Source organism: Psychroserpens sp. Hel_I_66 (assembly GCF_000799465.1).
Taxonomy (GTDB): Bacteria; Bacteroidota; Bacteroidia; order Flavobacteriales; family Flavobacteriaceae; genus Psychroserpens.
This window is the reverse complement of the sequence record NZ_JUGU01000001.1, coordinates 1,479,068-1,504,847: the sequence shown is the minus strand read 5'-3', so window position 1 is coordinate 1,504,847 and position 25,780 is coordinate 1,479,068. Positions and strand designations below refer to the sequence as shown.

Here is a 25,780-nt window from a genome sequence, read left to right as displayed (position 1 = left end):
CGAAGAAAAAATCTATACTATTATTGAAGTTCCATCTGCAGCTTTGTTTTTATCTGCATCGAAGTAGAAGTCTATTTTACCTAAGTTAATACCATAACAACCCACTTGGTTTACCAACATGTTTTTTCCTTCGGAATTTTTCACAACCGTAGGTTTTTTCAAAAACGTATGTGTGTGTCCACCAATAATCAGGTCTATATCTTTAGTGTTTTCTGCTAACTTTAAATCTGAAATTTTCTCAGAATTCCTATAATCATAACCCAAATGCGATAAACAGATGATGAGATCACATTTTTCGTCATCCTTGAGAATTTTAGTCATTTCCTGAGCAATTTCCGTGGGATCTAAATACACGGTTTCTTTATACATGTTCTTATCAACCAAACCGTCCAGTTTAATGCCCAAGCCAAAAATCCCAATTTTAATTCCATCCTTAATTATGATGCGATACGGTTTTACATGTGTATCCATGATGGTATTAGAAAAATCGTAATTTGAGGAGACGAAATCAAATTTGGCATGTGGTAATTGAGCGTAAAGTCCGCTGATACCATTGTCAAAATCATGATTTCCAATAGTTGCAACATCGTATTTAAGCATACTCATTAATTTGAACTCTAATTCTCCACCATAATAGTTGAAATATGGTGTGCCTTGAAAAATGTCTCCAGCATCTAATAAGAGTGTATGCGGATTTTCCTTTCTTATAGCTTCAACTAAGCTTGCTCTTCTGGCAACACCTCCCTGGTTTGGGTTTCGTCCATCTTCTGGTCCAAAGGCATCGATATGGCTATGTACATCATTTGTATGTAAGATGGTGATCTTTTTATTTGCTGGTTTAAATGAGGTGAGACCTAATCCACCAAGTCCAATTAAAGCTCCTGCAGCTGCTGTTTGTTGTATGAAATCCCGTCTTTGCATGCTTAATTTTTTAACTTTATAAATCGGTTATCAATAACCGGTTGAAGTGTATCAATTTTAGTAAAATAATCAATAAGTATATTTCTAATTTTGTAATCCAAGACATATAAACTGTCATTAGTTTTAAAAAAATCCATGCCATCACCACCATTAGAGAGGTAGTCATTTGTAGCAACATTGTAGGTTTTAGTAAAATCTATAGGCTTATCGTTTAATGCAGACGATTTTAAATGTTCATCTTTATCTAAAACAAGACTTAATCTAGAAATGGGATGTGCACGCCTTGCTTTGGTCAAGTAATCTAAAAGCTCTTGAACTTGAGCTCCTTTAAGTTTTGTCACCACCACCGAATTCTCAAAAGGCATAACCTCGTAAGCGGTTCTTGTTGTCACGTTTCCTTTAGAAATAATACCTCTTATACCTCCATGGTTAAGGAGCACAAAATCAATATCTTCACCAGTTCTGCTTTTAAAAACAGGATTGGATTGCTCGTAAACAGCATCTGCCATCATATTACCGATTGCTGTATTGTATTTTCCATCAGATTTTGAATAGGTATCTACGGAATAAGCAAGAACACTATCTAGATTTGAATTAACATGCTCGCGATAGGGTTTTATGAAGTTTTCAACACTTTGATCTATTTTTAAGCTATCCGAAATATTAATCTGCTTGCCTTCAATTTGGTTTAAATAAACCTTTCCTTGATGGCATGAACAAGCTATGGTCAAGCAAATAAATAGAGATAAATGTTTATAATTCATGAATTTTATTATGAAATGTTTAGAATGTCTTAAAAGGTGTTTTTACTACATTTGTACAAAGTATAAAGATAAATGATTTTAAAGGTATTTAAAGAAAAATCAAATCAAAAATACATCAACAAATTGTTAAATACTCGACAGGTGAGAGTTAGCAATACTAAAATGTCTAAAGTTGGTGTTATTTTGAATAGGAGTGAATTTTCAGATTTTGAAGCCTTTAGATTGTTTTTGAAATCATTGGGAATACAACGGGCAAATACAAAGATTATTACTTTTGTTGAAGACGATAAGGCTACAAATGAGCTTTGGGACACATATTTTAATCCTAAGGATTTTGGCTGGAAAGGAAAAATAAATAACGTTGATCTAAAAACATTTGTAGACAAAGACTTTGATGTTCTAATTAGCTATTATAGGGAAAACCACTTAGCACTTGATCTGGTTACAGCATCATCAAATGCAAGTTTTAAAGTAGGTTTGTCAAATGAAGATCAAAGGTTGTATGATTTGATTATTGATATAGAGCCTAAGGATTTTAAGTTGTTTTCCGAAGAATTAAAAAAATATTTAACAGTTTTAAATAAGATATAATGAATAAATTTCGTGGTACAGGTATAGCCATAATTACACCTTTTAATGATGATTTGAGTGTGGATTATGCTGCATTATCAAACTTAGTTAATTTTAATATTAATAACGGAACAGATTACATCGTAATTTCTGGAACTACTGGTGAAAGTGTAACGATCACTAAAGAAGAAAAGAAGGAGATTATAAAAACAATCATTAAAGCAAATAATGGAAGAGTGCCTTTGGTTTTGGGGATTGGCGGAAATAATACAGCGAATGTTATTGAAGAAATAAAATCTACGGACTTATCTGGCATCGACGCACTATTGTCTGTGTCGCCATACTACAGTAAACCACAGCAAGAGGGGATTTACCAGCATTTTAAGGCTATTTCCAAAGCGTCACCAATAGATATTATTTTGTATAATGTACCAGGTCGTACGTCATCAAATATGTCACCAGAAACGACAATACGGTTGGCAAAGGATTTTGAAAATATCATTGCGGTTAAGGAAGCAGGAAATAATGTACATCAATATTTAAAATTACTTCGTGATAAACCAGAGGATTTTTTGATCATATCTGGAGATGATGATTTAGTATTAGGAGTAGTGTTGGCTGGTGGAGCAGGAGTGATTTCCGTTTTGGCTCAAGCAGTTCCTAAGCAATTTACTAGGATGATAAATTTAGGTTTAGAAGGTAAAGCTAAAGAAGCTTACGATATGCATTTTCAATTAATGGATTTAACTTCACTTATTTTTTCTGAAAACAATCCAGCAGGAATCAAAGCTGTTCTAGAAGCATTGGACTTATCGAAATCTACAGTTAGACTTCCTTTGGTAGAAGCGTCAAAAGAACTTAAGAAAAATATTGCACAAGCACTGCAAAAACTCGATTAACACTAAAAAAGTTAAATATAACTTAAACATAGCGAGAGCCTAAATTCATCGGTTATTTTTGAAGTTTAATCAGCATATAATTATTGTTTTTATTATACGTTATAAATACGTACTTTTGCAACCTGTTTTTTATTTATGAAGAAATTATTTTACTTACTAGCAATTTTATTAGTTTTTAGCTCTTGCAGTGAATACCAAAAAGCACTTAAATCTGAGGATATTGCAACCAAGTTTAAACTGGGTACAGAATTATTTGAAGCAGGCAAGTGGTCTAAGGCCAATAAGCTTTTTGCTCAAATAGTCCCAAATTATAGAGGTAAGCCTCAAGCTGAAAAGCTCATGTACATGTATGGTAGAACCTTTTATGAAATGAAAGATTATATCACTGCTGGATATCAGTTAAATCGTTTTGAGAATGGCTACCCAACTAGTGAAAAAGTTCAGGAAGCGTCCTTTTTAGGTGCTAAAAGTTATTATCATTTATCTCCTGTTTATAGTAAAGAACAGCATGAAACTATTGAGGCTTTAGAAAAGTTGCAATTGTTTGTTAATAAATATCCAGATTCTGAATTTTTACCACAAGCCAATGCACTTATAAAAGAACTGGATTATAAATTAGAGAAAAAAGCATTTGAAATAGCAAAGCAATATAACAGTATCGCTTATTTTGAATCTTCAGATTATTTGGCAGCTATTAAAGCATTTGACAATTTTTTAGCTGATTTCCCAGGTACAAGTTTTAGAGAACAAGCTATGTTTTATAGGTTGGATTCTGCTTATAAACTCGGGATCAATAGTATAAAGTCAAAGCAAGAAGCCAGATTAAATACTGCGATGAATTATTATAATACCTTTAAAAAGTTTTATCCAAATTCAGAATTTATTTCAGAAGCAAATAAAATGAACGAAGAAATGATGACCGCATTTCAACAATATAATACAAAAAGCTAATTATTACATACGATGGATTTAAAAAAGACAAATGCTCCTGTATCTACAGAAACTTATGATAGAAATATCATAGATGCTTCAACAGATAATATCTATGAAGCAATATCAGTAATTTCTAAAAGAGCAGAGCAAATCAACACCGATATTAGACGTGAGTTGGTTGATAAACTTGAAGAGTTTGCAACATATAATGACAGTCTTGAAGAGATCTTTGAAAACAAAGAGCAAATTGAAGTGTCTAAATTCTATGAAAAATTGCCTAAGCCACATGCTTTAGCTGTTCAGGAATGGTTAGATGACAAGATTTATTACAGAAATACTGACGACGACATTCAGGAATAAACATCATGTCTTCAATACTAAGTGGCAAAAACATACTATTAGGCATAACTGCTGGTATTGCTGCTTATAAGACAGCCAGTCTCGTTAGACTATTCATAAAAGCAGGCGCAAACGTAAAGGTCGTCATGACGCCTGCTTCTAAAGACTTCATTACACCTTTAACGCTTTCAACATTATCCAAAAACCCTGTCCATTCTTCATTTACAAATGAAGATGATGACAATGCTATGTGGAACAATCACGTAGAGCTAGGTCTTTGGGCAGATTTTTTAATTATCGCCCCAGCAACTGCAAATACATTGTCTAAGATGGCAAACGGTACATGTGACAATTTGTTGATGGCGACCTATTTATCTGCAAAATGTCCAGTTTATTTTGCGCCAGCAATGGATCTGGATATGTACAAGCACCCATCAACCACCAAGTCTTTTGAGACTCTTTTTTCCTTCGGAAACGTGATGATCCCAGCAACATCTGGAGAATTGGCAAGTGGTCTAGTTGGTAAAGGGAGAATGGCAGAACCTGAAGATATCGTTGTTTTTATAGAAAATGATATTTTAAGTAAACTACCATTGAAAGGTAAAAAAGTATTAATCACAGCAGGCCCAACTTATGAAGCTATTGACCCTGTTCGGTTTATCGGAAATCACTCCAGCGGAAAAATGGGTTTTGAAATTGCAAAGGCAGCAGCTAATTTTGGAGCTGAGGTAATTTTGGTTTCTGGTCCATCACATCAAATAGTAGAGCATAGTTTAATTGATGTCATTCGTGTCACCAGTGCACAAGAAATGTATGATGCTTGTCATAATCATTTCGAAAACTCGCATATTGCCATACTTTCGGCAGCGGTTGCAGATTATAGACCAAAAAATGTTGCAGATCAAAAAATAAAAAAGAAAGAACAAACGTTTACTATTGAATTAGAGAAAACAAAAGACATCTTAAAATCTTTGGGAGCAATTAAAAAAGATCAGTTTTTAGTTGGTTTTGCATTAGAAACTAATGATGAGTTAGAACATGCAAAAGGGAAGTTGGTCACAAAAAATCTGGATTTAATAGTTTTAAATTCTTTAAATGACAAAGGAGCAGGTTTTGGTGGTTCAACAAATAAAGTTACTTTTATAACTGCTCACAATGAAATTATTGCTCATGAGCTTAAATCAAAAACCGAGGTAGCTCAAGATCTAATTCAGCAAATTTTAAAACAAACACATGTATAGATATTTATCCATTCTTTTAATATTAGTAGTTACAACGTCTTGGTCACAAGAATTAAATTGTAATGTGGTTGTCAATGCTCAACAAACTGGTAATGAAAGTAACCAGGTTTTTAAAACTCTTGAGCGTCAATTAAAGGAATTTGTAAATAATACACAATGGACAGATAAATCCTATAAAAATCAAGAACGTATAGATTGCGGTATGGTAATTACCATTAATGATTATGATACAGATCGTTTTCAGGCAACTATTCAAATTCAAAGTTCTAGACCAGTATATGGTTCCACCTATGGTTCTCCGGTTTATAATTTTAATGATAAGGATTTCGATTTTCAGTATTTAGAATTTCAGAATTTTGTCTTCAATCCAACGCAATTTGAATCTAATCTGGTTTCCGTTATTGCGTTTCATATTTATATGATTTTGGGTATTGATGCAGATACATTTAGCCCAAATGGAGGTGATGAGTATTTTGCACAAGCACAAACTATTTTGAATTATTCACAGCAAAACAATGCTAAAGGTTGGAAACTTGAAGATGGCAGACAAACCCGTTTTATTTTAATTGACAATATATTATCACCAACTTTTAAGGAGTTTAGAGATGTTTTGTATTCATACCACAGATCTGGATTAGATCAAATGAGTATTGATCCTAAAGAAGCAAAAGAAGGTATCGCAAAGTCCATAATGACATTGCAGTCTATGAATAATAAACGACCAAATTCATTTTTGATGCGTGTCTTTTTCGATACAAAATCTGACGAGATAGAGCAAATCTTCAGTGGTGGTCCAAATGTTAAAGTGTCAGACTTAATTGCTACTTTGTCTAAGATTGCACCTATGCATTCCTCAAAATGGCGAAATATAAATTTCTAGACTTATAGTGTTTATCCCTTAAAATTTCAGTAATTTCATACTGTAGATTTTACCACCTTATGCTCACACAACTTACGATAAAAAATTACGCACTTATTGATGAACTTCAAGTAAGTTTCAATAACGGTCTTACCATTATAACAGGAGAAACCGGTGCAGGAAAATCGATTCTCTTAGGAGGCTTATCTTTAATTCTAGGGAAAAGAGCAGATATTGCCAGCGTAAAAGATCCATCTAAAAAATGTGTGATTGAAGGTGTTTTTGATATCGCCAAATACAATTTAAAAGCCTTATTCAAAAAACAGGATTTGGATTACGAATCGGTAACCATTATAAGGAGAGAGATTTTACCATCAGGTAAATCTAGAGCATTTATTAACGATACGCCAGTCACTTTAGACAATTTGCAACAATTGGGAGCAAGACTAATAGATATCCATTCCCAACATCAAACGCTGCAATTGACAGATGATGATTTTCAATTTCAGATTATTGATGCCCTGGCAGAAAACACTAAAAACTTAAATCAATTTACCGCAGAGCTAAAAAATTATAAATCCATTTCTTCGGAAATTGAAAAGCTCCAAAACCAAAAAACAGAATCCATAAAAGAACTGGATTACAATCTCTTTTTACTAAAAGAACTTGAAGACGCAAAACTAGTAGCAGGTGAACTGGAGTCTTTAGAATCTGAATACGAGACGCTCAACAACATAGAAGAAATAAGAGAAAAATTGTCACACTCAAATGAATTGCTCAATAACGAGGAAGTTGGAGTATCTGTCAATTTGAGAGAAGTGAAACAACAGCTATCAAAACTTAGAGGTTTTGGCAAACAATATCAGTCTATATATGATCGCATTGATAGTAGTCTTATTGAACTGGACGATATTTTTGCTGAAATTGAAAATCTCGAAGGTCAGCTCGAAGCAGATCCAAACCGATTGGATGTTGTGAATACCAAACTTCAGATCATTCATAATCTAATGCAGAAGCATAGTACAGCTTCGGTTGAAGAACTAATAACAATAAAGGAGGATTTGCAGGATAAAGTCTCTATTACCGAAAATTTGGATGCTCACATTTCAGAAAAAGAAAAAGAGAAAGAACATTTGAATACGCAATTGTTGGTTATTGCAAAAGACATTACCGGTCGAAGAACTAATATTATTCCGAAGTTGATAAAACAGTTAGAATCCATTTTAGAAACACTGGGTATGCCAAATGCCAAATTTAAAATTGAGCTGCAGCCCTCAAAATCATTTTTACCAAACGGTAGGGACGAACTGCAATTTTTATTTACAGCAAATAAAGGGTTACAGTTTAGTGATTTAAAAAAGTCTGCTTCTGGTGGAGAATTATCTAGAATTATGCTGGCGATAAAATCTGTCCTTTCCAATTATACTCAGTTACCAACCATAATGTTTGATGAAATAGATACTGGAGTTTCTGGTGAAATTTCTAATAAGATGGCGATAATCATGCAGGATATGAGTAAATCAATGCAGGTGTTTACGATTACGCATCTTCCGCAGATTGCCTCAAAAGGTGACCATCACTATAAGGTTTTTAAAGAAGATGTTGATGATGTCACTCAAACACAACTCAAAAAATTAACTCCAGATGAACGTATCGTAGAAATTGCTCAAATGCTTGGAGGCACAAAGGTTTCAAATTCTGCATTGGAACATGCCAAACAATTACTCAATTAATACTATATTTGAAACTATAAAATCAACTCATAATTTAATTACAAAAGCATGTCATATAATTTATTAAAAGGAAAAAAAGGAATCATTTTTGGTGCACTAGACGCAAATTCTATTGCTTGGAAAACTGCAGAACGTGTGCATGAAGAGGGCGGAACATTTGTATTGACAAACGCTCCAATTGCAATGAGAATGGGACAAATTAATGAATTGGCAGAAAAGACAGGTTCGCAAATAGTGCCAGCAGATGCAACTTCAATTGAGGATTTGGAGAATTTGGTTGGGAAATCTATTGAAATTCTTGGAGGTAAAATTGACTTTGTGCTCCATTCTATTGGGATGTCTGTTAATGTTAGAAAAGGAAAGGCTTACACAGATCAAAATTATGATTGGACCCAAAAAGGGACAGATGTCTCTGCGATGTCATTTCATAAAGTGATGCAGACCTTATATAAAAAGGATGCGATGAACGAATGGGGAAGTATCGTTGCCTTGACCTATATGGCTGCTCAGCGCGTTTTTCCAGATTATAATGATATGGCAGATAATAAAGCCTATTTAGAAAGCATAGCGCGTAGTTTCGGTTATTTCTTCGGAAGAGATAAAAACGTAAGGGTCAATACCATTTCACAGTCGCCAACACCAACTACCGCAGGTCAAGGCGTAAAGGGATTTGATGGTTTTATTTCATATGCAGAAAAAATGTCCCCTTTGGGTAATGCAACAGCTTTGGATTGTGCAAATTATACGATCACATTATTTAGTGACCTAACAAAACGAGTAACGCTCCAAAACTTATTTAATGATGGAGGATTTAGTAATATGGGAGTGAGTGATGACGTAATGAATGCGTTTGTAGATAACCAATAAAAAATTTAAATTAGAAATATCAATACCGATAGTTTACGCTATCGGTTTTTTTTATGTCTATAATTGAGATTAGATGAACTGTATTAAATCTAGATAAGTAATGCCATAATGTAGGAAGTATATTAAAAATCATGTGGATAGTTAAAAATTTTAAGATTATAACGGTGAAATTAGGATGAATAACTTTGATTGGTCGATGAAATATTGATTTCATCGATTTGTTTTAAGATTAGTTAACCTTATCTTAAAATCTTATTAACTTGGAGTACTAAAAATTAATTAATAACTAAAAACAAATTTAAGTATGAAAAAAATTACTTTATTAACTTTAATGATGCTTTGTTTTTGCTTCTCTTTCGCGCAAGTGGGAATAAGCGAGAACTTTGATAGTGGTTTACCAGCAGATTGGACAACTAATTATGCCAATTCACCAAACGGAGCTTGTGCTGGTAATTCTGAAAGAGGGAATTTGTGGTCCTATGTTCAATCTGCCGATTTGACATCTCCAAATTTTGTTGGAGCTTCTAATGGCACAGACATGACAATTTCTTTCGATTATAAGATAGTTAACTATAACTTTAGTAATCCAACTGTAGCAACTCCAGCTGGATGGGGAACTGCAGATATTCAATTTTCAATAGATAACGGTACCACTTGGCAAACTAATGTAACTATTGATGATTCTAACCATGTTGTTTCCAATGAATGCGTAACATTTAGTACTTCTATAGAAGCTTCTTTTCTCCCTGCCGGCAGTGATATTCAATTGAGAATATTCAATACATGGGCTTCGGGAGACTATTATTTTTATGTAGATAATTTTGTTGCTGCGCAGGTAGCAGCAAATCCACCAAATTGTGACTCTGTATTGAGTGAGACTGTTGATGTGTCAATTGATGGTGATATTTCATGGAGTAGTGCTACAGGAGTGCCTACAGGATATTTTATAACAGCAGGAACTACTTCTGGAGGGAATGATTTAGCAGACAATGTTAATAACATGAATAGCACGTCCTACGAGTTGGGAACTCTAGCTCAGGGTACTACGTACTATGTTACTATCACACCATATAATGCAAATGGTAGTGCTTCTGATTGTGTGGAGCAAACATTTGTGACTGATACATATGTTGAAGGCGAGATTTGTGAGTTTGCAATTGACGTAACGCTACCTTATAGCGAAGCATCGGGAACAACAGCTGGATTTGGTGACGACTATACTGGTTCTCCTGGATCAACTGGTTGTGGAACAACTTCGTCATATTTAAACGGAGATGATATTGTATATTCTTATACTGCAACTTCTGATACACAAATAAGTATAGATTTGACTCCTGAAGCAGGTAATACGTGGTCTGGAGTATTTGTTTACACAGATTGTGAAGATATTGGTACAGCTTGTGTTGCTGGCGTTGGGTCAAGTAATACAGATGTTAGAGAGATTGATTTAGACGTTACATCTGGCGTAACGTATTATATCGTTATATCCACGTTTGCTGCACCACAAACTGTAAATTACGGTTTGGAAATTTTCGAAAACACTTGTGTTGATGCTACTGCAACATATACAGTAGTTAATGACTGTGATGTTTCTGGTGGATTTGTGATTGATGTTGAGATTACCGATTTAGGTTCTGCAACTTCTATAGTTCTTTCTAATGATCAAGATTCTGAAACGTTTACAGCAACAGCTGTTGGTACATTTCAATTTGGACCATTTGTGAATGGGACAGATGTTGTAATAACATTAGATGACCAAAATGATGATGATACTTGTACGCTAACGAGTGATGTTCTTACACAGGCAGCATGTCCTCCCGAAAATGATGAATGTGATAATGCAATTTCTCTGACGGTTAATGCTGATTTAGAATGTGGAGAAGTAACCTCAGGAACTATCGCTAGTGCAACAGCATCTAGTACAGATCCAACAGCTTGTGGTGGTACTGAAGATGACGATGTTTGGTTTTCTTTTGTAGCTTCTAACGTGACTCATAATATTAGCTTAATTAACATTGCAAATGGAACTACAGATTTGTATCATTCGGTATGGTCTGGAACTTGTGGTTCATTAACTAACTTAAGTTGCAGTGATCCAAATACAAGTGTTATAAGTGGTCTTACAATTGGCGAAACATATTTATTGAGAGTGTATTCTTGGACGTCAACAGCTGGGCAAACATCAACATTTGATGTGTGTATAGGCACACCAGCACCACCACCTGCAAATGATCTATGTGAGGATGCTTTACCATTACCAATATCAGATGCTTCTTGTAATAACTCTATTTCAGGTACTACACAAAGTGCTGGAGCGAGTACTACTGGTTGTACTGGAGGTAGAGATGTATGGTACAGTTTCACTGCTTCTGAAACTAGAGATTATGTAATTACTGAAACTGAAACTTTTGATTCTGGATTTTCTTCTACATATATAGCAGCTTATGAAGGTACTTGCGAAGCATTGACTCAAATTGGAAGTAGTACAAGTTGTACGTTTTCAGGTGATTTAGTTATTTCTGCTATATCAGGAACAACTTATTACATTAGTGTAAGAAGTTCTTCTTCAACTAGTTATGTTGAATTTGATTTATGTGTGTATCCAGAGCCTACATGCTTTGCTCCTGAAGATTTAGCAGCTACTTTTGTTGCGCCAAATTCAGCGGATATTTCATGGACAGCTCCAACAGATGGAACTGTTCCTGCAGACTATAACTGGGAAGTTGTACCACAAGGAAACGACCAAGGTGTAGGCGTTATTTCTAGTGGAACTACCGCAGATTTATTTGCTACAGCTACAGGCTTAGTATTAGACACTATGTATGATTTACGTGTTCAGTCTAATTGTGGAGCAGGTGATTTAAGTGCTTGGTCTGAGCCTTTTACATTCAATGCTGGTTATTGTATACCTTTTGCGACTAGTAGTTCTTCATTTATAGATGATTTCTCAACCTCTGGAGATAACATGAACATATCTAATTTAGGATCAGGTTTAGCAACTGATAATTATGAGAATAATACGGGTACAATGGCTGTAAGTGGAGCGCAAAATGATGTTATTGATTTTGAAATAGCAATAGTTGGTGGTACGATTGGAGCTGCAGTATGGGTTGATTGGAACAACGATTTTGTTTTTGATACTTCAGAAGTTTCATATAGTACAACAAGTTATGGAAATGGTCCTTTTACAGGGGCAATCACAATACCAGATGGTGTTTCTAATGGAGACTACAGAATGAGAGTTCTAATTGATTGGAATGATAGTAATCCTGGTGATGATGACGCATGTTCATATGGTTCTTCAACAGCTCCAAGAGGAGAAACAGAAGATTATACTGTTACAGTAGATTCTACATTATCTTTAGGTGATATTAGTAATCAATACAATTTTACATATTTCCCTAATCCAGTTAAAAACACGTTGACTTTAAAAGCTCAAAATACTATTGACTCGGTTTTGGTACTTAATATGCTTGGTCAAGAAGTAATGAAAACTTCGCCAAATAGTTTGAGTTCAGATTTAGATATGTCTCAATTACAAACTGGAACTTATTTTGTTCAAGTTTCAATAGACGGACAATTAGAAACTATAAAAGTTTTAAGAGATTAAAATTTTTTTAGAATTATATAAAAAGACCTTGCTAAATGCAAGGTCTTTTTTTTTATTTAAAAAATCCTTATTAAATCGTTCTAAAGCAAGGCTGTATGTGGTTTAGCGATTATTTTTTCCATTTTAACGATTATACTTCATTCGTTCATATATATAGGAGAAAAATTATAATTTTAGGACTTAATAAATAATAAACGATATGAAAAAAATTACTTTTATCTTATTTGCTCTAATTTGCAGTTTGGGATTTTCTCAAACATTTACAGCTAATGGACCATATGATATTCAAAATGGTCAAACAGGAACTTTATCTACATGTGGAACGTTTGATTTATCTATACCATTAAATGTTTCTGGGATTGGTACTTTAGGTACTACTAATGTTTTACAAAGTGTTACTCTTAACATAACTCATACTTATAATGCTGATATTGAAATAAGTCTTCAAGATCCATCAGGTACAGTTACTGTTTTGTTGACAGATAGTAACGGAGGAAATGGTGATGGTTTTGTAAATGTTGTTCTTGAGGATGGATCTCCAGAATTACCAAGTGGCAATGCAAGTCCAATAACAGGTACTTTTTCACCTGATGAGCCTTTAGCAGGTTTCAACATTGGAGGTGTTTCTGCAGATGGAGACTGGATACTTTTGGTTTGTGATAATGCTAATGGAGATGTCGGTCAAATCGATAATTGGTCCTTAACATTTGAACCTGCTCCTACATGTGCTGATCCAACAGATTTAATGGCTACTCCAACAAATGCTACAACAGCGTTATTAGAATGGAACCAAGTAGGACCTATAAGTTCATGGGATATTGAATTGGTAGATATAACTGCTTCAGAAACTGCTACAGGAACAGCTACATCGACAGGAGTTTCTAATCCAACAACCTTAAATGCGTTAACACCATCAAACGACTACGAAGTATATGTTAGAGCTAATTGTAGTGGATCTGAAGTATCTAATTGGGTTGGTCCTATTCCATTTACAACACCAGCAGCATGCGAAGCTGTCGCTACGGTCGCAATTGATAATGTGACTGATGTTAGTGTAGATTTTTCTTGGGATGCTCCAGAACTTGGAACTCCAGTAGGTTACAATTGGGAAATTGTTGAAGATGGTTCAGGACAAGGTGGAACCGTTATCGCAAATGGAAGTACACCAACGACAAATGTATCTTCTGGAGACGTATTAACTCTCGACACAGATTATGATATTTATGTTCAAACAGATTGTGATACTGATGGAACTAGTGTTTGGGCTGGACCATTTGGTTTCACAACTCAACCAGGACCTATACCAGCAAATAATGATTGTCTAGGTTCTGAAACTATAACTCAAGAAACTGATATTGCTGATGCTTCTTCAGCCACTTCAAATGCAGGAGCTATTGTTGGAGCAACGCCTTCAGGTTTAGCTGCTGAGACTTGTAACGATTTTACTGGTTCAGCAAACGATGATGTTTGGTATGTATTTGAAGCATTAACAACTAACGTTAATATTACCTACGAGGCTAATTTTGATGCTGTAGCTATTTTGTATTCAGGGACTTGCGGTGTGTTAACAGTTGTAGATTGTGCTGATGGGACAGGGCTTAATACTCCAGGAGGTACAGTTGTAGAAGAAATTAATGCTACTGGATTAACAGTTGGTGAAATTTATTATACTAGAATTTATCAATTTAACACGTCTAATACTGCTGGTAAAACCTTTGATCTTAAAATCTGGTCTCCAGATACTTTGAGTACAGAAGAGTTTGAAAACGAAAATGCTTTTTCATATTTCCCTAACCCAGTTAAAAATGAGCTCACATTAAATGCTCAAAAGAACATTCAAAATGTTTCTGTTTATAATATGTTAGGTCAAGAAGTCTTAAGAATTGAACCTAATACTGTAGATACTAATATTAACATGAATGGATTACGTCAAGGTGCTTACATCGTGAAAGTGACTATTGATAACGTTACAGAAACTGTAAGGATTATTAAGCAATAAACTTAGCTTAAAAAAGATTTCAAAAGCCACCGTAAAGGTGGCTTTTTTGTTTTCTTTACTTACCTTTGGTTTATGAATGCATTAGAGTTTTCATTTATAATTCCTGTCTACAATAGACCAGATGAGATTGAAGAACTACTCCTTAGTTTTAATGCATTATGCAGTAATATTCCTTTTGAAATTGTAATTATTGAAGATGGGTCAACTAATGATTGTAAATCTATAATTGATCAATTTACAAATGATCTCAATATTTCGTATTACTATAAAAAAAATTCAGGTCCGGGAGATTCCAGAAATTTTGGAATGACCAAAGCGAATGGCAATTATTACATAATTTTAGATTCCGATTGCTTGTTGCCACCAAATTATCTAACAATAGTTCATTCATTTTTATCATATAATTTTGTGGATTGCTACGGTGGTCCAGATGCTGCTCACAGTTCTTTTAACAACCTTCAAAAAGCAATAAATTTTGCGATGACCTCGTTTTTAACAACAGGTGGAATAAGAGGAGGAAAGCAAGTAAATGAGAATTTTCAGCCAAGAAGTTTTAATATGGGTTTATCCAAAAAAGCTTTTATTGACTCTGGTGGATTTGGATCAATACATCCAGGAGAAGATCCAGATTTATCGATAAGATTAAATGATTTAGGCTATAAAACGGTATTAATAAAAGATGCACTTGTATATCATAAGAGAAGAATTTCTTGGAAAAAATTCTATGAACAAGTTAATAAATTTGGAATGGTTCGACCTATTTTAAATCAATGGCACCCAAATACAAATAAATTAACTTATTGGTTTCCAACCTTGTTTATTATGGGTTTATTAGTATCTTTTATTATGTTTTTTTTAGGCATTAAACTACCTTTATTTGCCTACGCTTTTTACTTTACTCTAGCTTTTATAATGGCTTTGACATCAACAAAAAATGTATGGATTGCAGCTCAATCTATTTTTGCTATTCTTATTCAGTTTTTTGGCTATGGATATGGTTTTATAAAATCTACAATTGCAATAAGATTATTAAAACAAAAACCAGAAGAGGTGTTTCCAAAATTATTCTTTAAAAATGTTAAATAGTTTATATAAAAAATTTCTACAATCGTTAAAAAACAAAAAACTAAACGTTTTTGGGATATTCTTTTTATTGTCTTTATTTATTTTATTGATGACAAAATTGTCTGAGACTTATGTTGAGACCATACCATTTACTGTTACCTATAAAAACCTTCCAGAAAAAAATATAATTAACCTAGACACATTGCCAAGTGTAGATGTCACTGTTTCTACTTATGGTTTTAAGCTGCTCTCTTATTATTTCTATAATCAGGATTATGAGCTGGATTTTAAAAAAATTGCCAAGGACAATGACAACAATTATGTTTGGTTAGCTAATAATGGGATCTACGATTTTAGGCAAAAGTTAGGAAAATCGGTAGATGTCATTTCTATAAAGCCAGATTCTTTAATTTTACCTTTTGGAACATTAAGTGTTAAAAAAGTACCTGTGGTATTAAATTCCAGTATTAATTTTGCTTCTGGTTATGATTCTCTAAAAGGGATTGAAATTATACCAGATTCTGTCAAGGTTATTGGTCCTTTAGCTGAAGTCAATACTATAGAATTTGTAGAAACCGAGACATTGAATCTTGAGGACTTAAAAACAAGTGTAAACTCTAGTTTGGCATTGGATTTTTCAAAAACTTCGGAAAATTTAAAACTATCACAAGACAATATAAAAATCAAAGCAAAAGTGGAAAAATTCACTGAGGGTACAGTTGATATACCTGTCACTTTGTTGAATTTGCCTAATGACGTTGTTATTAATTACTTTCCGAAGCAAATAAAAGTTTCATACTACTTGAGTTTAGAGGATTATAAGGACGTAAAAGCATCAGATTTTAAGATTGAATGTGATTACAATGATGTTATAAATACTGAAAAAACTTTTTTCAAACCAAAGCTTATTGTAAATAGTGATAAAGTGAAATCTGCCAATATGAAACAAAATAAAATTGAATACATTATAGTAAAATGATTATAGTTGGTCTTACAGGCGGAATAGGAAGTGGTAAAACAACCGTAGCTAATTTTTTTAAACAATTAGATATTCCTATTTATATAGCAGACGTTGAAGCTAAGAATTTAATGGTTACTTCTAAAATTATTAAGAGAAGATTAATTGAATTGTTTGGAGATAATGTTTATGAAAACAATAAGCTTAATAAATCCTTAATTTCTGAAAAAATCTTTAATGACTCATCTTTTTTAAATAAGATAAATGCCATTGTTCACCCAAAAGTTGCTTCTCATTTTAAGCGTTGGTGTAAGAAACAAAATTCACCCTATGTCATTAAAGAAGCAGCAATAATTTTTGAACACAAACAAGAATCTAAATATGATTATATCATAACGGTTACTGCAGACAAGCAAGAGCGCATAAACCGAGTTATCAAAAGGGATAATTCTTCTAAATCAAAAATTGAGGCTATAATAAATAATCAAGTTAGTGACGAGGAAAAAATAAAAAAATCACATTTTGTTATCATAAATAATGATATTGAAAGCACACAAGATCAAGTCATAAATACACATAAATCTCTACTGAAATTAATTGCAAAAACAAAAATTTAACATATTTGTTAATGTAAGGTTAAACAGCAATCATACTAAATGTTAAACTATTAAATTTGGATGATGGGTAAAAAGCTATTCATTCTATTGGTGGTCTTGATGAGTCTATCTCTCATTGGGATTATATTCGTTCAAGCATATTTTATTAACAACACGTTAAAAAATGAGGAAAAGCAATTTACCTCAGACGTTATTCGCTCTTTAAGTTTAGTCTCTAAAGCAATTGAAGATAAAGAATTATTGAGCTATGATAGATTATACAAAGAGGTTATTAAAAATGGTAGAACGCCAGATACAAGTGAAATAAAACAACTTTTGATTTTTGACTCGTTTAGTGAAGAGACAAATCAAGCAACACGTTTTAAAAATATCATTTCTGAAGAAAGCTTTAAAGTTCCATCACTGTTCTTTGACATTGGTACAGATAGTATAGATATAAAAAGATTTACAAGTTTTAGTGAGACCAACGTGTTCGAACGAAGTCCCATTGATGGTCAAATTAATATAGATCCAATTCAAACATTCAGGGATTACAGTACCATGGATGAGCTTGGGCGTAGTTTCTATAAAAAGAATTATAGAGCGGTATATAAAAATTACCCAGTATACAAACGTATTTCTAATGAAGAAGTTTCAGAGTTATTGACTTCTCAGTTTATGGTAAACGGTATAAAAACCGAATTTGAATATGCCATATACGATAAAGATTTATCAACTAAAATAAGATCAGATAATTTTGATCTTAGTCCAGAAACAACAATAGGTATCCCTGTTTTTTTAGATAATGAAAATAGAAGTGACTTTTCATTATATGTAGATTTTCCAGATCGTAAAAAGTATTTATTATCTTCTATTTTGGGAATGATTTTATTATCGGTTTTGTTTACATCAATCATTATACTGGCATATTCTAGCGCCATTTATCAATTAATAAAGCAACGTCAAATTTCACAAATCAAGACCGATTTTATTAACAACATGACCCATGAGTTTAAGACACCTATTGCTACAATAAATTTGGCATTAGATTCAATAAAAAATCCTAAGATCATTGGTGATCAAGAAAAAGTGATGCGTTACCTACAAATGATAAAAGATGAAAATAAACGTATGCACGCACAAGTTGAAAATGTATTACGAATATCTAAACTGGAAAAAAACGAGCTTAATATAAGTAAGGAAAGGGTAGAGCTTCACGACTTAATAGAAGATGCGATAACGCACGTCGAGCTTATAGTAGAAGATAGAAGAGGTTATGTAAAAACACATCTCGATGCAGATGACCCAACGGTATTGGCTAATGAAACTCATTTTACAAATGTTATTGTCAATATTTTGGATAATGCTATAAAATATAGCGATGATGAACCAAAAATTGATGTTTATACTGAAAATGTTGGGAATAACGTTTTGATTAAAATTTCAGATAAAGGAAATGGGATGTCAAAGCAGGTTCAAAAGAAAGTGTTTGAGAAATTTTATAGAGAACACACAGGAAATGTACACAATGTAAAAGGTCATGGTTTAGGCTTGGCTTATGTAAAAAGAATAGTTGATGACCACCAAGGTCATATATCAGTAGAAAGTGAAAAGGGAAAAGGCAGCACATTTATAATAAGGTTGCCATTAATATCATAAATTATGGAAGAGCAAAATAAAAAAATACTCTTAGTTGAAGACGATCCAAATTTTGGAACCGTACTAAAAGACTATTTAAATATGAATGATTACGACGTTGTTCATGCTAAAAACGGTATGGAAGGTTTCGAAAAATTCAAAAAAGACGATTATGACCTGTGCATATTAGATGTCATGATGCCTTATAAAGATGGATTTACTCTAGCTAAAGAAATCAGAGAAAAAAATACAGACGTGCCAATTATTTTCTTGACAGCGAAAGCTATGAAAGAAGATGTTCTTAAAGGATATAAAGTAGGGGCAGATGATTATTTGAATAAGCCTTTTGATAGTGAGGTGCTGTTAATGAAAATTAAAGCAATCATACAGCGAAAAGCGACAGATACCATTGCAGATAGCAAACAATTTGAATTCAAAATCGGTCGTTTTGATTTAAATTCAAAATTAAGATTCTTGAAATTTGATGGCAAAGATCCAATCAAATTATCACCAAAAGAAAACGAGTTATTGCGTATGTTGGCGCTACATGAAAACGATTTAATGCCTCGTGAGTTAGCCTTAACAAAAATTTGGAGAGACGATAATTACTTCACATCTAGAAGTATGGACGTATATATCGCTAAACTTAGAAAGTATTTAAAATTAGATCCAAATGTTGAGATTCTCAATATTCATGGAGAAGGATTTAGACTAGTCGTTAACCAGGACGCATAAACTTTTTAATATTACATAAGAGCTAAAGTCAATCAAAAATGGTTGGCTTTATGCTTTTAATATCGCTTTGTTAATAGCTTCTACAATATCTAAAACATCGGTTTTAAAGTCAAACCAGAGCGTTTCACCATTTCTCTTAAACCAAGTTAATTGGCGTTTGGCAAAGCGTCTTGAGTTCTTTTTTATCTCCGAAACTGCAAATTCCAAGTCCCATTCTCCCTCGAGATATTTAAATAATTCCTTATAACCAACAGTATTTAATGCATTTAAATCTTTCTTCGGAAAAAGTGCCTCAACTTCTGTCAATAATCCATCCTGCACCATAAGATCAACACGTTTGTTGATACGGTCATAGATAATTTCCCGATCTGCAGTGAGACCAACTGTTATAGTTTTAAATTCCCTTTTTTTGCTTTCCGAAGTTAAAAAAGAAGAATAAGGCTTTCCGCTAGACAAACAAACCTCTAGGGCTCTTATGACCCGTTGCGGATTATCAAGTGCAATTTTGTTGTAGGTTTTCTCATCCAATTTCTTAAGCTGAAATTGTAATGCTTCAAGTCCGTCGGTTTTAAGTTTTGTATTGAGTTTATTTCTAATCTCCATATCGACTTTTGGCAATTCATCAAGACCCTTAGTAACCGCATCAACATAAAGTCCCGAACCACCAACCATAATGACAACCTTATGTGATTCATGCAATTGTTCTATTTTTGAGATAGCGTCATTTTCGAAGTTGCCAACATTGTAATAGTCATCAATTGAAATATGTTTTATGAAATGATGTGGTGCAGCTTTTAACTCTTCGTTTGTTGGTGCAGCGGTACCTATTTGCATTTCTTTGTAAAACTGTCTGGAGTCGGCAGAGATAATTTCAGTATTAAAAAAATTGGCTAATTTAATACTTAAAGCAGTCTTACCAATTGCTGTTGGACCAACGATTGATATTAAAATTGGTTGATTTGAATTGATGGTAATATAAATTTAGAATGGGTTATATATGTAAATTATGACCGCAACCATAGCAATATTCTGCCTTGTCTTTATGATTTTGCTTATGGCAATTACTGCAGATTTGGGTGTTGAGTTCTAATTCTTCTGGTAATTTACCGTCTTCAATTTCTTTGTCTTTTTTGTTTGCGCTTCGTGCGTATTCCGCAGAAACAATACCAGTTGGTACTGCAATGATACCATAACCCAAAATCATGATAATTGAAGTGATAAATTGCCCTAATGCAGTTTGAGGTGCAATATCACCAAAACCAACCGTGGTTAGTGTTACAATACACCAATAGACACTTTTAGGGATGTTGGTGAATCCATTTTCTTCACCTTCTACCAAATACATAATCGTACCAAATATTACTGATGATATGACTACTGCGAATAAAAATACGAGAATTTTTACACGACTCGCAATTATGGAATCTTTTAATTGATTTGAAGCCCCTAGGTATCTTGCCAGTTTTAAAATTCTAAAAACTCTCAATAAACGAAGCGCTCTCAAAGTGACAAGTGCATGCGAACCGACAAATAAAAACGATAAATACATTGGTACTGTTGAGAGAAAGTCAATAATACCGTAAAAACTAAATATATATTTCCAAGGTTTCCTAACTGTGATTACTCTTGCTATATATTCTAAGGTAAATAAAATAGTGACGAGCCATTCTCCATAATACAGAATGTTATGGAATCTTTTGTCTATGTGGTTTACACTTTCAAGCATCACAAGTGCAATACTGGCGAGAATAAAAATAAGAAGTACTATATCAAATAATTTTCCAGCAGGAGTATCTGCCTCATAAATTATTTCATGAAGTTTATCTTTCCATTGGGGATGAGAATTCTTAGTGGCCATTAGATCAAATGTACTAAAAAGTTTATTGTTTCTTTTTCAATACAACTAAAGAGTTTTTTTGAATATCTACTATAGTCGCAAAATATTGTTTTAATGCATCATAATATGCTGAGTCATATATGGGTTCTTTAAAGTAATATTTAAAGAATATAGTAACGGAGTCTTCATTGCTATTTACACTATACACCAAAGTTCCTGTGTTATTTGGCAGACTTAAACTTATAGATTCTGGAATGCTAACAACCTCATAATTTTCAGTTTTTAGTTCTACGGAGTATAAATAGGCATCTTTATAACCAAAATCTATCGGGTAATTACGCTCTTGAAGCTTTAAAGGGTTTTCAGTGTACGATGAAAATACAAAGGGATTTACATAAATATTATCTCCAATACGCTCTGGAAATTGTGTTATCTCAAATTTTTCTGTAAAATCCTGTTCCTTTTTTTGAGGGTTTTCAGCTTTATAATTCAAAAATTCTAATGATGGATACGAGTTAACATAGGTATTAAGGTGACTCTCTGGATTGTCAAAATAACTTTCTTTTACACGCAATGCGTGATATCCACTCGTGTTGTTTTTTATTTCACCTGTAATGTTTTCAGTTTCATCAATTTTAAGACTTACTCTTAGTTTCTTGTAACTTGGGTCATTGGCATTAATTTCAATCCAAGTACCACCATTTTTTAAATCTAATAATCTACCATATTGATTTAGACACCTAAAAGGCAATTGGCCAAATGATAAGTATTTATCTGTAGCATCTAGCATATAGGTTTGATCATCGATGGTAACTTGAACTATAAGATAGTTAAAATCTGATAATACTGGAAAAATCCTAGTCGCAAACCCATTGCTTCTTGTGGACAATAATATAGGTTTAACATCAATATCGTTAGCATCCATTAAATTATGCAATAAAATATTGATTTCTGAAACGTTTCCAGATTTGTTTTCGATTAAATCTTTAACAGATACATCTTTGAAAATATTGTACTGTTTGTCCCAAGTATAATTGTCTAACATATAATTATAGATAGCCTGAGCTTTCTTCAATTTATCGTTTTCATTAACAATAGTATCGCTTAATAAATCTTTTGTTACACTACTTTTTTTGAGCTGTCTGCCAATATCTTTATCGCTTTTTAGTTCGTTATCAACTGTTTCCCACGTTTTGGTAATGTTATCAACACGTCCATCAAAACCTCTAAAGACTTTGAGTTCATATTCTATCCTTGCGAGATAGTTTTCCTTTGTTGTCATAAATTTTTCAGGAATAAAAGCAGGAATATCCTTCATCACATAAATGTAATCTCCACAATCTGAAGCACCTGCTCCTAAAACTTGCAGACAATTTTGTCTAAGTGACGACGTGTTAGTATGTAGTTTTTTACCACCAACCAATTTTATATTGTATTCCCAATTACCAGGAATACTAGGTCTATATTCGCTGTACAATTTGGGAATATCCTCCTGAAAATACCAGCTTTTATATTTAAACATAAAAGGAGATTCTAATGTGTAGCTGTACACAATTACAGAGCCTTCTTTAATATTTGGAAAGGTAAATTTTACTATGGTGTAATCTTCGTTGTATTTTTCTTCAAAAATAGATGACTTGTCTAGCTTTGTTTGTGTGACTTGTCCGTTTTCTATGTTATAAACCGTAGCTTTAATATCATCTACGGTTTCTTTTTTAATTCCGTTTCCATAAAGATAAATCGTCTCAGTAGCGTTATCAAAACCACTTCTGTTTAAAATTTTGAGTTTTTTCTTTATTTCAGAATTTAATAAAAAGGTTTCCCTATCTACAAAGCTTTTACCAGTTTCGCGGATAATTAAAGCATTTGCTGTGGAGTCTTTTGCGTAGACATTTAATTCAATATCTTGTTTTGTCACTTCAAAGCCATTAGCGTTAAAACCTGTTTGTGCTTGAATATTTGTTGTAGTAAGTAGGAGTATTGCAATTCGTAAAATTGAGGTCATTAATATATTAAGTTTAGATAAGTATTGTTTTAATACGTTTATTTTTTCTCAAATAACTTTGAATAATATGTTGTGTGTCCCTATTGTTTTCCATTGGCGTAATAATAGATTTGAGAACCTTCACGTTATTAATTTGATGGTTGAGGTCATAAAAACCTAAGCCTTTAAATGTACCGTTTTCAATATAAATAACGCTTTTTTCATCAATATCACGACCTTGGTCTACGATGGCCATGTTTTGATTTGCATAACTGTTTTTGGAAATAAGTTGCTCAACGCGAGCATTGTATATTTCTTTAGACTCTTCTAAAATACAAGCGCCATTACATTTTTTTATGGTATAATTAAAGCAGTTGCTTTTTGAATTGCTAACGCCAGTCATGGTTTGGCATAGCTTATATTCTTCAGTAATTTTATTTATAAAACTTTTACCACTTTGCAGGTTACTAAAAGTGGTTATAAACGATTCTTGATCATTCACTTTGGAAACCTTTAAATTAAGATAACCATTACGATCAAAAAAAGTATATAAGGCATGAGTAAAGACTGTTTGTTTCAAAGCTCTATTAAAAATGGGCTTATTGCGTTTTATTTCTTCATTTTCTTTTAATAGCGCAATCAATTCATTACCTGTTTTTTCGTAGGTTACAGATCTGGCTAAAAGTTGAAGTTTTTTTGATTTACCACTCCTGTTTGTGAAATGTTGATTGATTCGGTGCTTTATATTCTTGCTTTTTCCAATATAAATAATCTCTCCATTTTCATCATGTATGTAATATACTCCTGTAACAGAGGGTAAAGCATCAATAATCGTTCTGTGCGTGTCATTTAAGCGATTAGGGATGTCTATTTTGACATTATCCTTAATGATGTGTTTGTCTAAATCTTTAGACAAGATCATTTTAAATAATTTTACAGTGGCCATAGCATCACCATTGGCACGATGCCTATCACTAACAGGAATACCGAGTGAGCGTGTTAATTTACCAAGACTGTAGGATGGCTGATCGGGAATAAGCTGTTTTGAGAGCTCAACCGTACAAAGGGTTTTTCTTTTAAATCCAAAACCAAGTCTTTTAAACTCCGTTCTTAAAATACGATAGTCAAATTGTGCATTATGGGCAACAATAATACAATCTTCAGTTATTTCTACGATACGCTTTGCAACCTCATAAAATTTAGGAGCTGTTTTGAGCATATTGCTATTAATACCTGTAAGATTCACCACAAACGGTTGGATTTCGCGCTCAGGGTTAATAAGGCTTATGAATTTGTCAACCACTTTATGACCGTCAAACTTATAGATGGCAATTTCTGTAATGCCCTCTTCATTGTACTTGCCACCAGTGGTTTCTATGTCTAGTATTGCGTAAATTTTTTCTTATTTTTCTTTTCGCCAAAACTTAAAAGTAGATAGCGAAATGTAATTAATTAAATGTTTTCTTCAGAAATTCTTAAATTAAAAACAATCTTTAATTATCATAATCCCTGGCTCCAAATATACTACTTCCAACACGAATCATGTTACTTCCACAGTCAATAGCTATTTTATAATCACCACTCATTCCCATAGAAATAATTTGTAAATCGCAGTTGGCTGTTTCTAATGGTTTTAAGTCCTCGAACGTCGTTTTTAGCTTCTTGAATTCTTGTTGAATTTGATTGGTGTCATCTGTAAACGTTGCCATTCCCATAAGTCCAGTAATGCTAACGTTATTTAGTTTTTTAAATTCTTCGGAAACCAATAATTTTTTAGCATCTTGGGCAGACATCCCAAATTTGCTGTCTTCTTCAGCAATTTTTATTTGAATCAAACAATTGATAGTTCTATCATATTTGGCTGCTTGTTTATTGATTTCCTTTAATAATTTAAAACTATCCACTCCATGAATTAATGCAACAAACTCAGCCATATATTTGACCTTGTTTCGCTGCACGTGACCAATCATGTGCCATTCAATATCTTTTGGCATCTCCTCATACTTATCTGCCATTTCCTGGATTTTATTTTCACCAAAAATGCGCTGACCAGCATTATAAGCTTCCATTAAATCAGAAACAGGTTTTGTCTTGGAAACAGCAACAAGCGTGACGTCTTCTGCTAGTTGGGCTTTTATGCTGTTAAGATTTTGTTTTATGTCCATAAAATGTTTTGTTATGTTTTGGTGCAATAGTTTGATTCAACTACTTAAAATAAAAAACTTTACTTTT

22 protein-coding genes are annotated in these 25,780 nt (G+C 33.1%); 15 read left to right on the top strand and 7 right to left on the bottom strand.

Annotation, left to right across the window (positions count from 1 at the left end; all coding sequences use genetic code 11):
- Window positions 1-12: 12 nt before the first annotated feature.
- Window positions 13-921 (bottom strand): bifunctional metallophosphatase/5'-nucleotidase, encoded by a 909-nt coding sequence (locus GQ40_RS06815; RefSeq protein WP_047546925.1) that lies wholly within the window; start codon window positions 919-921, stop codon window positions 13-15.
- A 2-nt stretch (window positions 922-923) separates the two neighbouring features.
- The gene (locus GQ40_RS06810; protein ID WP_047546923.1) at window positions 924-1,685 is read right to left on the bottom strand and encodes a 5'-nucleotidase C-terminal domain-containing protein; all 762 of its coding nucleotides are present in this window, start codon (window positions 1,683-1,685) and stop codon (window positions 924-926) included.
- Window positions 1,686-1,757: 72 nt separating this feature from the next.
- Between GQ40_RS06810 and GQ40_RS06805 the strand changes: the two genes are divergently transcribed.
- The 15 genes from GQ40_RS06805 (at window position 1,758) to GQ40_RS06735 (ending at window position 19,727) form a co-directional block, all read left to right on the top strand.
- Complete coding sequence (locus GQ40_RS06805; RefSeq protein ID WP_047546922.1) at window positions 1,758-2,276, top strand: DUF6913 domain-containing protein; 519 nt, start codon at window positions 1,758-1,760, stop codon at window positions 2,274-2,276.
- On the top strand, window positions 2,276-3,154 hold the full coding sequence (gene dapA, locus GQ40_RS06800) for a 4-hydroxy-tetrahydrodipicolinate synthase (protein ID WP_047546920.1): 879 nt from the start codon (window positions 2,276-2,278) through the stop codon (window positions 3,152-3,154). Before GQ40_RS06805 ends, dapA begins: the two co-directional genes overlap by 1 nt.
- Before the next feature lie 135 nt (window positions 3,155-3,289).
- Entirely contained in the window at window positions 3,290-4,105 is an 816-nt protein-coding gene (locus tag GQ40_RS06795) for an outer membrane protein assembly factor BamD (RefSeq protein ID WP_047546919.1), read from the top strand.
- A gap of 12 nt (window positions 4,106-4,117) precedes the next feature.
- Window positions 4,118-4,447: a DNA-directed RNA polymerase subunit omega gene (locus tag GQ40_RS06790; RefSeq protein WP_047546917.1), complete on the top strand. Its 330-nt coding sequence runs from the start codon at window positions 4,118-4,120 to the stop codon at window positions 4,445-4,447.
- A gap of 5 nt (window positions 4,448-4,452) precedes the next feature.
- Window positions 4,453-5,667, top strand: a complete 1,215-nt coding sequence (gene coaBC, locus GQ40_RS06785; protein WP_047546915.1) for a bifunctional phosphopantothenoylcysteine decarboxylase/phosphopantothenate--cysteine ligase CoaBC — start codon at window positions 4,453-4,455, stop codon at window positions 5,665-5,667.
- Complete coding sequence (locus GQ40_RS06780) at window positions 5,660-6,547, top strand: DUF4835 family protein (RefSeq protein ID WP_047546913.1); 888 nt, start codon at window positions 5,660-5,662, stop codon at window positions 6,545-6,547. The genes coaBC and GQ40_RS06780 overlap by 8 nt, the downstream gene beginning before the upstream one ends.
- A 59-nt stretch (window positions 6,548-6,606) precedes the next feature.
- A complete protein-coding gene (gene recN / locus GQ40_RS06775; protein ID WP_047546911.1) occupies window positions 6,607-8,259 on the top strand; it encodes a DNA repair protein RecN in 1,653 nt (550 codons plus the stop codon).
- Between the two features lie 48 nt (window positions 8,260-8,307).
- Complete coding sequence (locus tag GQ40_RS06770; RefSeq protein WP_047546909.1) at window positions 8,308-9,126, top strand: enoyl-ACP reductase; 819 nt, start codon at window positions 8,308-8,310, stop codon at window positions 9,124-9,126.
- Between the two features lie 304 nt (window positions 9,127-9,430).
- On the top strand, window positions 9,431-12,736 hold the full coding sequence (locus tag GQ40_RS06765; protein ID WP_047546907.1) for a GEVED domain-containing protein: 3,306 nt from the start codon (window positions 9,431-9,433) through the stop codon (window positions 12,734-12,736).
- Window positions 12,737-12,935: 199 nt separating this feature from the next.
- Window positions 12,936-14,735: a T9SS type A sorting domain-containing protein gene (locus GQ40_RS06760; protein ID WP_047546905.1), complete on the top strand. Its 1,800-nt coding sequence runs from the start codon at window positions 12,936-12,938 to the stop codon at window positions 14,733-14,735.
- Between the two features lie 72 nt (window positions 14,736-14,807).
- A complete protein-coding gene (locus tag GQ40_RS06755) occupies window positions 14,808-15,821 on the top strand; it encodes a glycosyltransferase (protein WP_047546903.1) in 1,014 nt (337 codons plus the stop codon).
- A gap of 97 nt (window positions 15,822-15,918) precedes the next feature.
- On the top strand, window positions 15,919-16,779 hold the full coding sequence (locus GQ40_RS06750) for a CdaR family protein (protein ID WP_197052653.1): 861 nt from the start codon (window positions 15,919-15,921) through the stop codon (window positions 16,777-16,779).
- Window positions 16,776-17,375 carry a dephospho-CoA kinase gene (coaE, locus tag GQ40_RS06745; RefSeq protein ID WP_047546901.1) on the top strand — a complete coding sequence of 200 codons (600 nt, stop codon included), beginning with the start codon at window positions 16,776-16,778 and terminating at the stop codon, window positions 17,373-17,375. Before GQ40_RS06750 ends, coaE begins: the two co-directional genes overlap by 4 nt.
- Before the next feature lie 63 nt (window positions 17,376-17,438).
- Window positions 17,439-19,013 (top strand): sensor histidine kinase, encoded by a 1,575-nt coding sequence (locus tag GQ40_RS06740; RefSeq protein WP_047546899.1) that lies wholly within the window; start codon window positions 17,439-17,441, stop codon window positions 19,011-19,013.
- 3 nt (window positions 19,014-19,016) lie between these two features.
- A complete protein-coding gene (locus GQ40_RS06735; protein ID WP_047546897.1) occupies window positions 19,017-19,727 on the top strand; it encodes a response regulator transcription factor in 711 nt (236 codons plus the stop codon).
- A 48-nt stretch (window positions 19,728-19,775) separates the two neighbouring features.
- On the opposite strand, the gene miaA is transcribed toward GQ40_RS06735, so the two are convergent.
- From miaA to GQ40_RS06710, 5 genes are all read right to left on the bottom strand, one after another.
- On the bottom strand, window positions 19,776-20,696 hold the full coding sequence (gene miaA / locus GQ40_RS06730; RefSeq protein ID WP_047546895.1) for a tRNA (adenosine(37)-N6)-dimethylallyltransferase MiaA: 921 nt from the start codon (window positions 20,694-20,696) through the stop codon (window positions 19,776-19,778).
- Window positions 20,697-20,718: 22 nt separating this feature from the next.
- Complete coding sequence (locus GQ40_RS06725; RefSeq protein ID WP_047546892.1) at window positions 20,719-21,585, bottom strand: ion transporter; 867 nt, start codon at window positions 21,583-21,585, stop codon at window positions 20,719-20,721.
- A 22-nt stretch (window positions 21,586-21,607) separates the two neighbouring features.
- Window positions 21,608-23,569, bottom strand: coding sequence for a DUF3857 domain-containing protein (locus GQ40_RS06720; RefSeq protein WP_047546890.1), 1,962 nt, complete (start codon window positions 23,567-23,569; stop codon window positions 21,608-21,610).
- Between the two features lie 13 nt (window positions 23,570-23,582).
- On the bottom strand, window positions 23,583-24,944 hold the full coding sequence (locus tag GQ40_RS06715) for an exonuclease domain-containing protein (protein ID WP_047546889.1): 1,362 nt from the start codon (window positions 24,942-24,944) through the stop codon (window positions 23,583-23,585).
- 97 nt (window positions 24,945-25,041) lie between these two features.
- Window positions 25,042-25,713 (bottom strand): YggS family pyridoxal phosphate-dependent enzyme, encoded by a 672-nt coding sequence (locus GQ40_RS06710; protein ID WP_047546887.1) that lies wholly within the window; start codon window positions 25,711-25,713, stop codon window positions 25,042-25,044.
- Window positions 25,714-25,780 lie beyond the last annotated feature (67 nt).

Coding starts and splice junctions, on each gene's coding strand:
- GQ40_RS06805 (WP_047546922.1), top strand. CDS start 1,758: ATGATTTTAAAGGTATTTAAAGAAAAATCAAATCAAAAATACATCAAC.
- GQ40_RS06795 (WP_047546919.1), top strand. CDS start 3,290: ATGAAGAAATTATTTTACTTACTAGCAATTTTATTAGTTTTTAGCTCT.
- GQ40_RS06720 (WP_047546890.1), bottom strand. CDS start 23,569: ATGACCTCAATTTTACGAATTGCAATACTCCTACTTACTACAACAAAT.
- GQ40_RS06735 (WP_047546897.1), top strand. CDS start 19,017: ATGGAAGAGCAAAATAAAAAAATACTCTTAGTTGAAGACGATCCAAAT.
- GQ40_RS06810 (WP_047546923.1), bottom strand. CDS start 1,685: ATGAATTATAAACATTTATCTCTATTTATTTGCTTGACCATAGCTTGT.
- GQ40_RS06770 (WP_047546909.1), top strand. CDS start 8,308: ATGTCATATAATTTATTAAAAGGAAAAAAAGGAATCATTTTTGGTGCA.
- GQ40_RS06710 (WP_047546887.1), bottom strand. CDS start 25,713: ATGGACATAAAACAAAATCTTAACAGCATAAAAGCCCAACTAGCAGAA.
- GQ40_RS06815 (WP_047546925.1), bottom strand. CDS start 921: ATGCAAAGACGGGATTTCATACAACAAACAGCAGCTGCAGGAGCTTTA.
- coaBC (WP_047546915.1), top strand. CDS start 4,453: ATGTCTTCAATACTAAGTGGCAAAAACATACTATTAGGCATAACTGCT.
- GQ40_RS06765 (WP_047546907.1), top strand. CDS start 9,431: ATGAAAAAAATTACTTTATTAACTTTAATGATGCTTTGTTTTTGCTTC.
- coaE (WP_047546901.1), top strand. CDS start 16,776: ATGATTATAGTTGGTCTTACAGGCGGAATAGGAAGTGGTAAAACAACC.
- GQ40_RS06780 (WP_047546913.1), top strand. CDS start 5,660: ATGTATAGATATTTATCCATTCTTTTAATATTAGTAGTTACAACGTCT.
- GQ40_RS06760 (WP_047546905.1), top strand. CDS start 12,936: ATGAAAAAAATTACTTTTATCTTATTTGCTCTAATTTGCAGTTTGGGA.
- GQ40_RS06755 (WP_047546903.1), top strand. CDS start 14,808: ATGAATGCATTAGAGTTTTCATTTATAATTCCTGTCTACAATAGACCA.
- dapA (WP_047546920.1), top strand. CDS start 2,276: ATGAATAAATTTCGTGGTACAGGTATAGCCATAATTACACCTTTTAAT.
- GQ40_RS06790 (WP_047546917.1), top strand. CDS start 4,118: ATGGATTTAAAAAAGACAAATGCTCCTGTATCTACAGAAACTTATGAT.
- GQ40_RS06740 (WP_047546899.1), top strand. CDS start 17,439: ATGGGTAAAAAGCTATTCATTCTATTGGTGGTCTTGATGAGTCTATCT.
- recN (WP_047546911.1), top strand. CDS start 6,607: ATGCTCACACAACTTACGATAAAAAATTACGCACTTATTGATGAACTT.
- GQ40_RS06725 (WP_047546892.1), bottom strand. CDS start 21,585: ATGGCCACTAAGAATTCTCATCCCCAATGGAAAGATAAACTTCATGAA.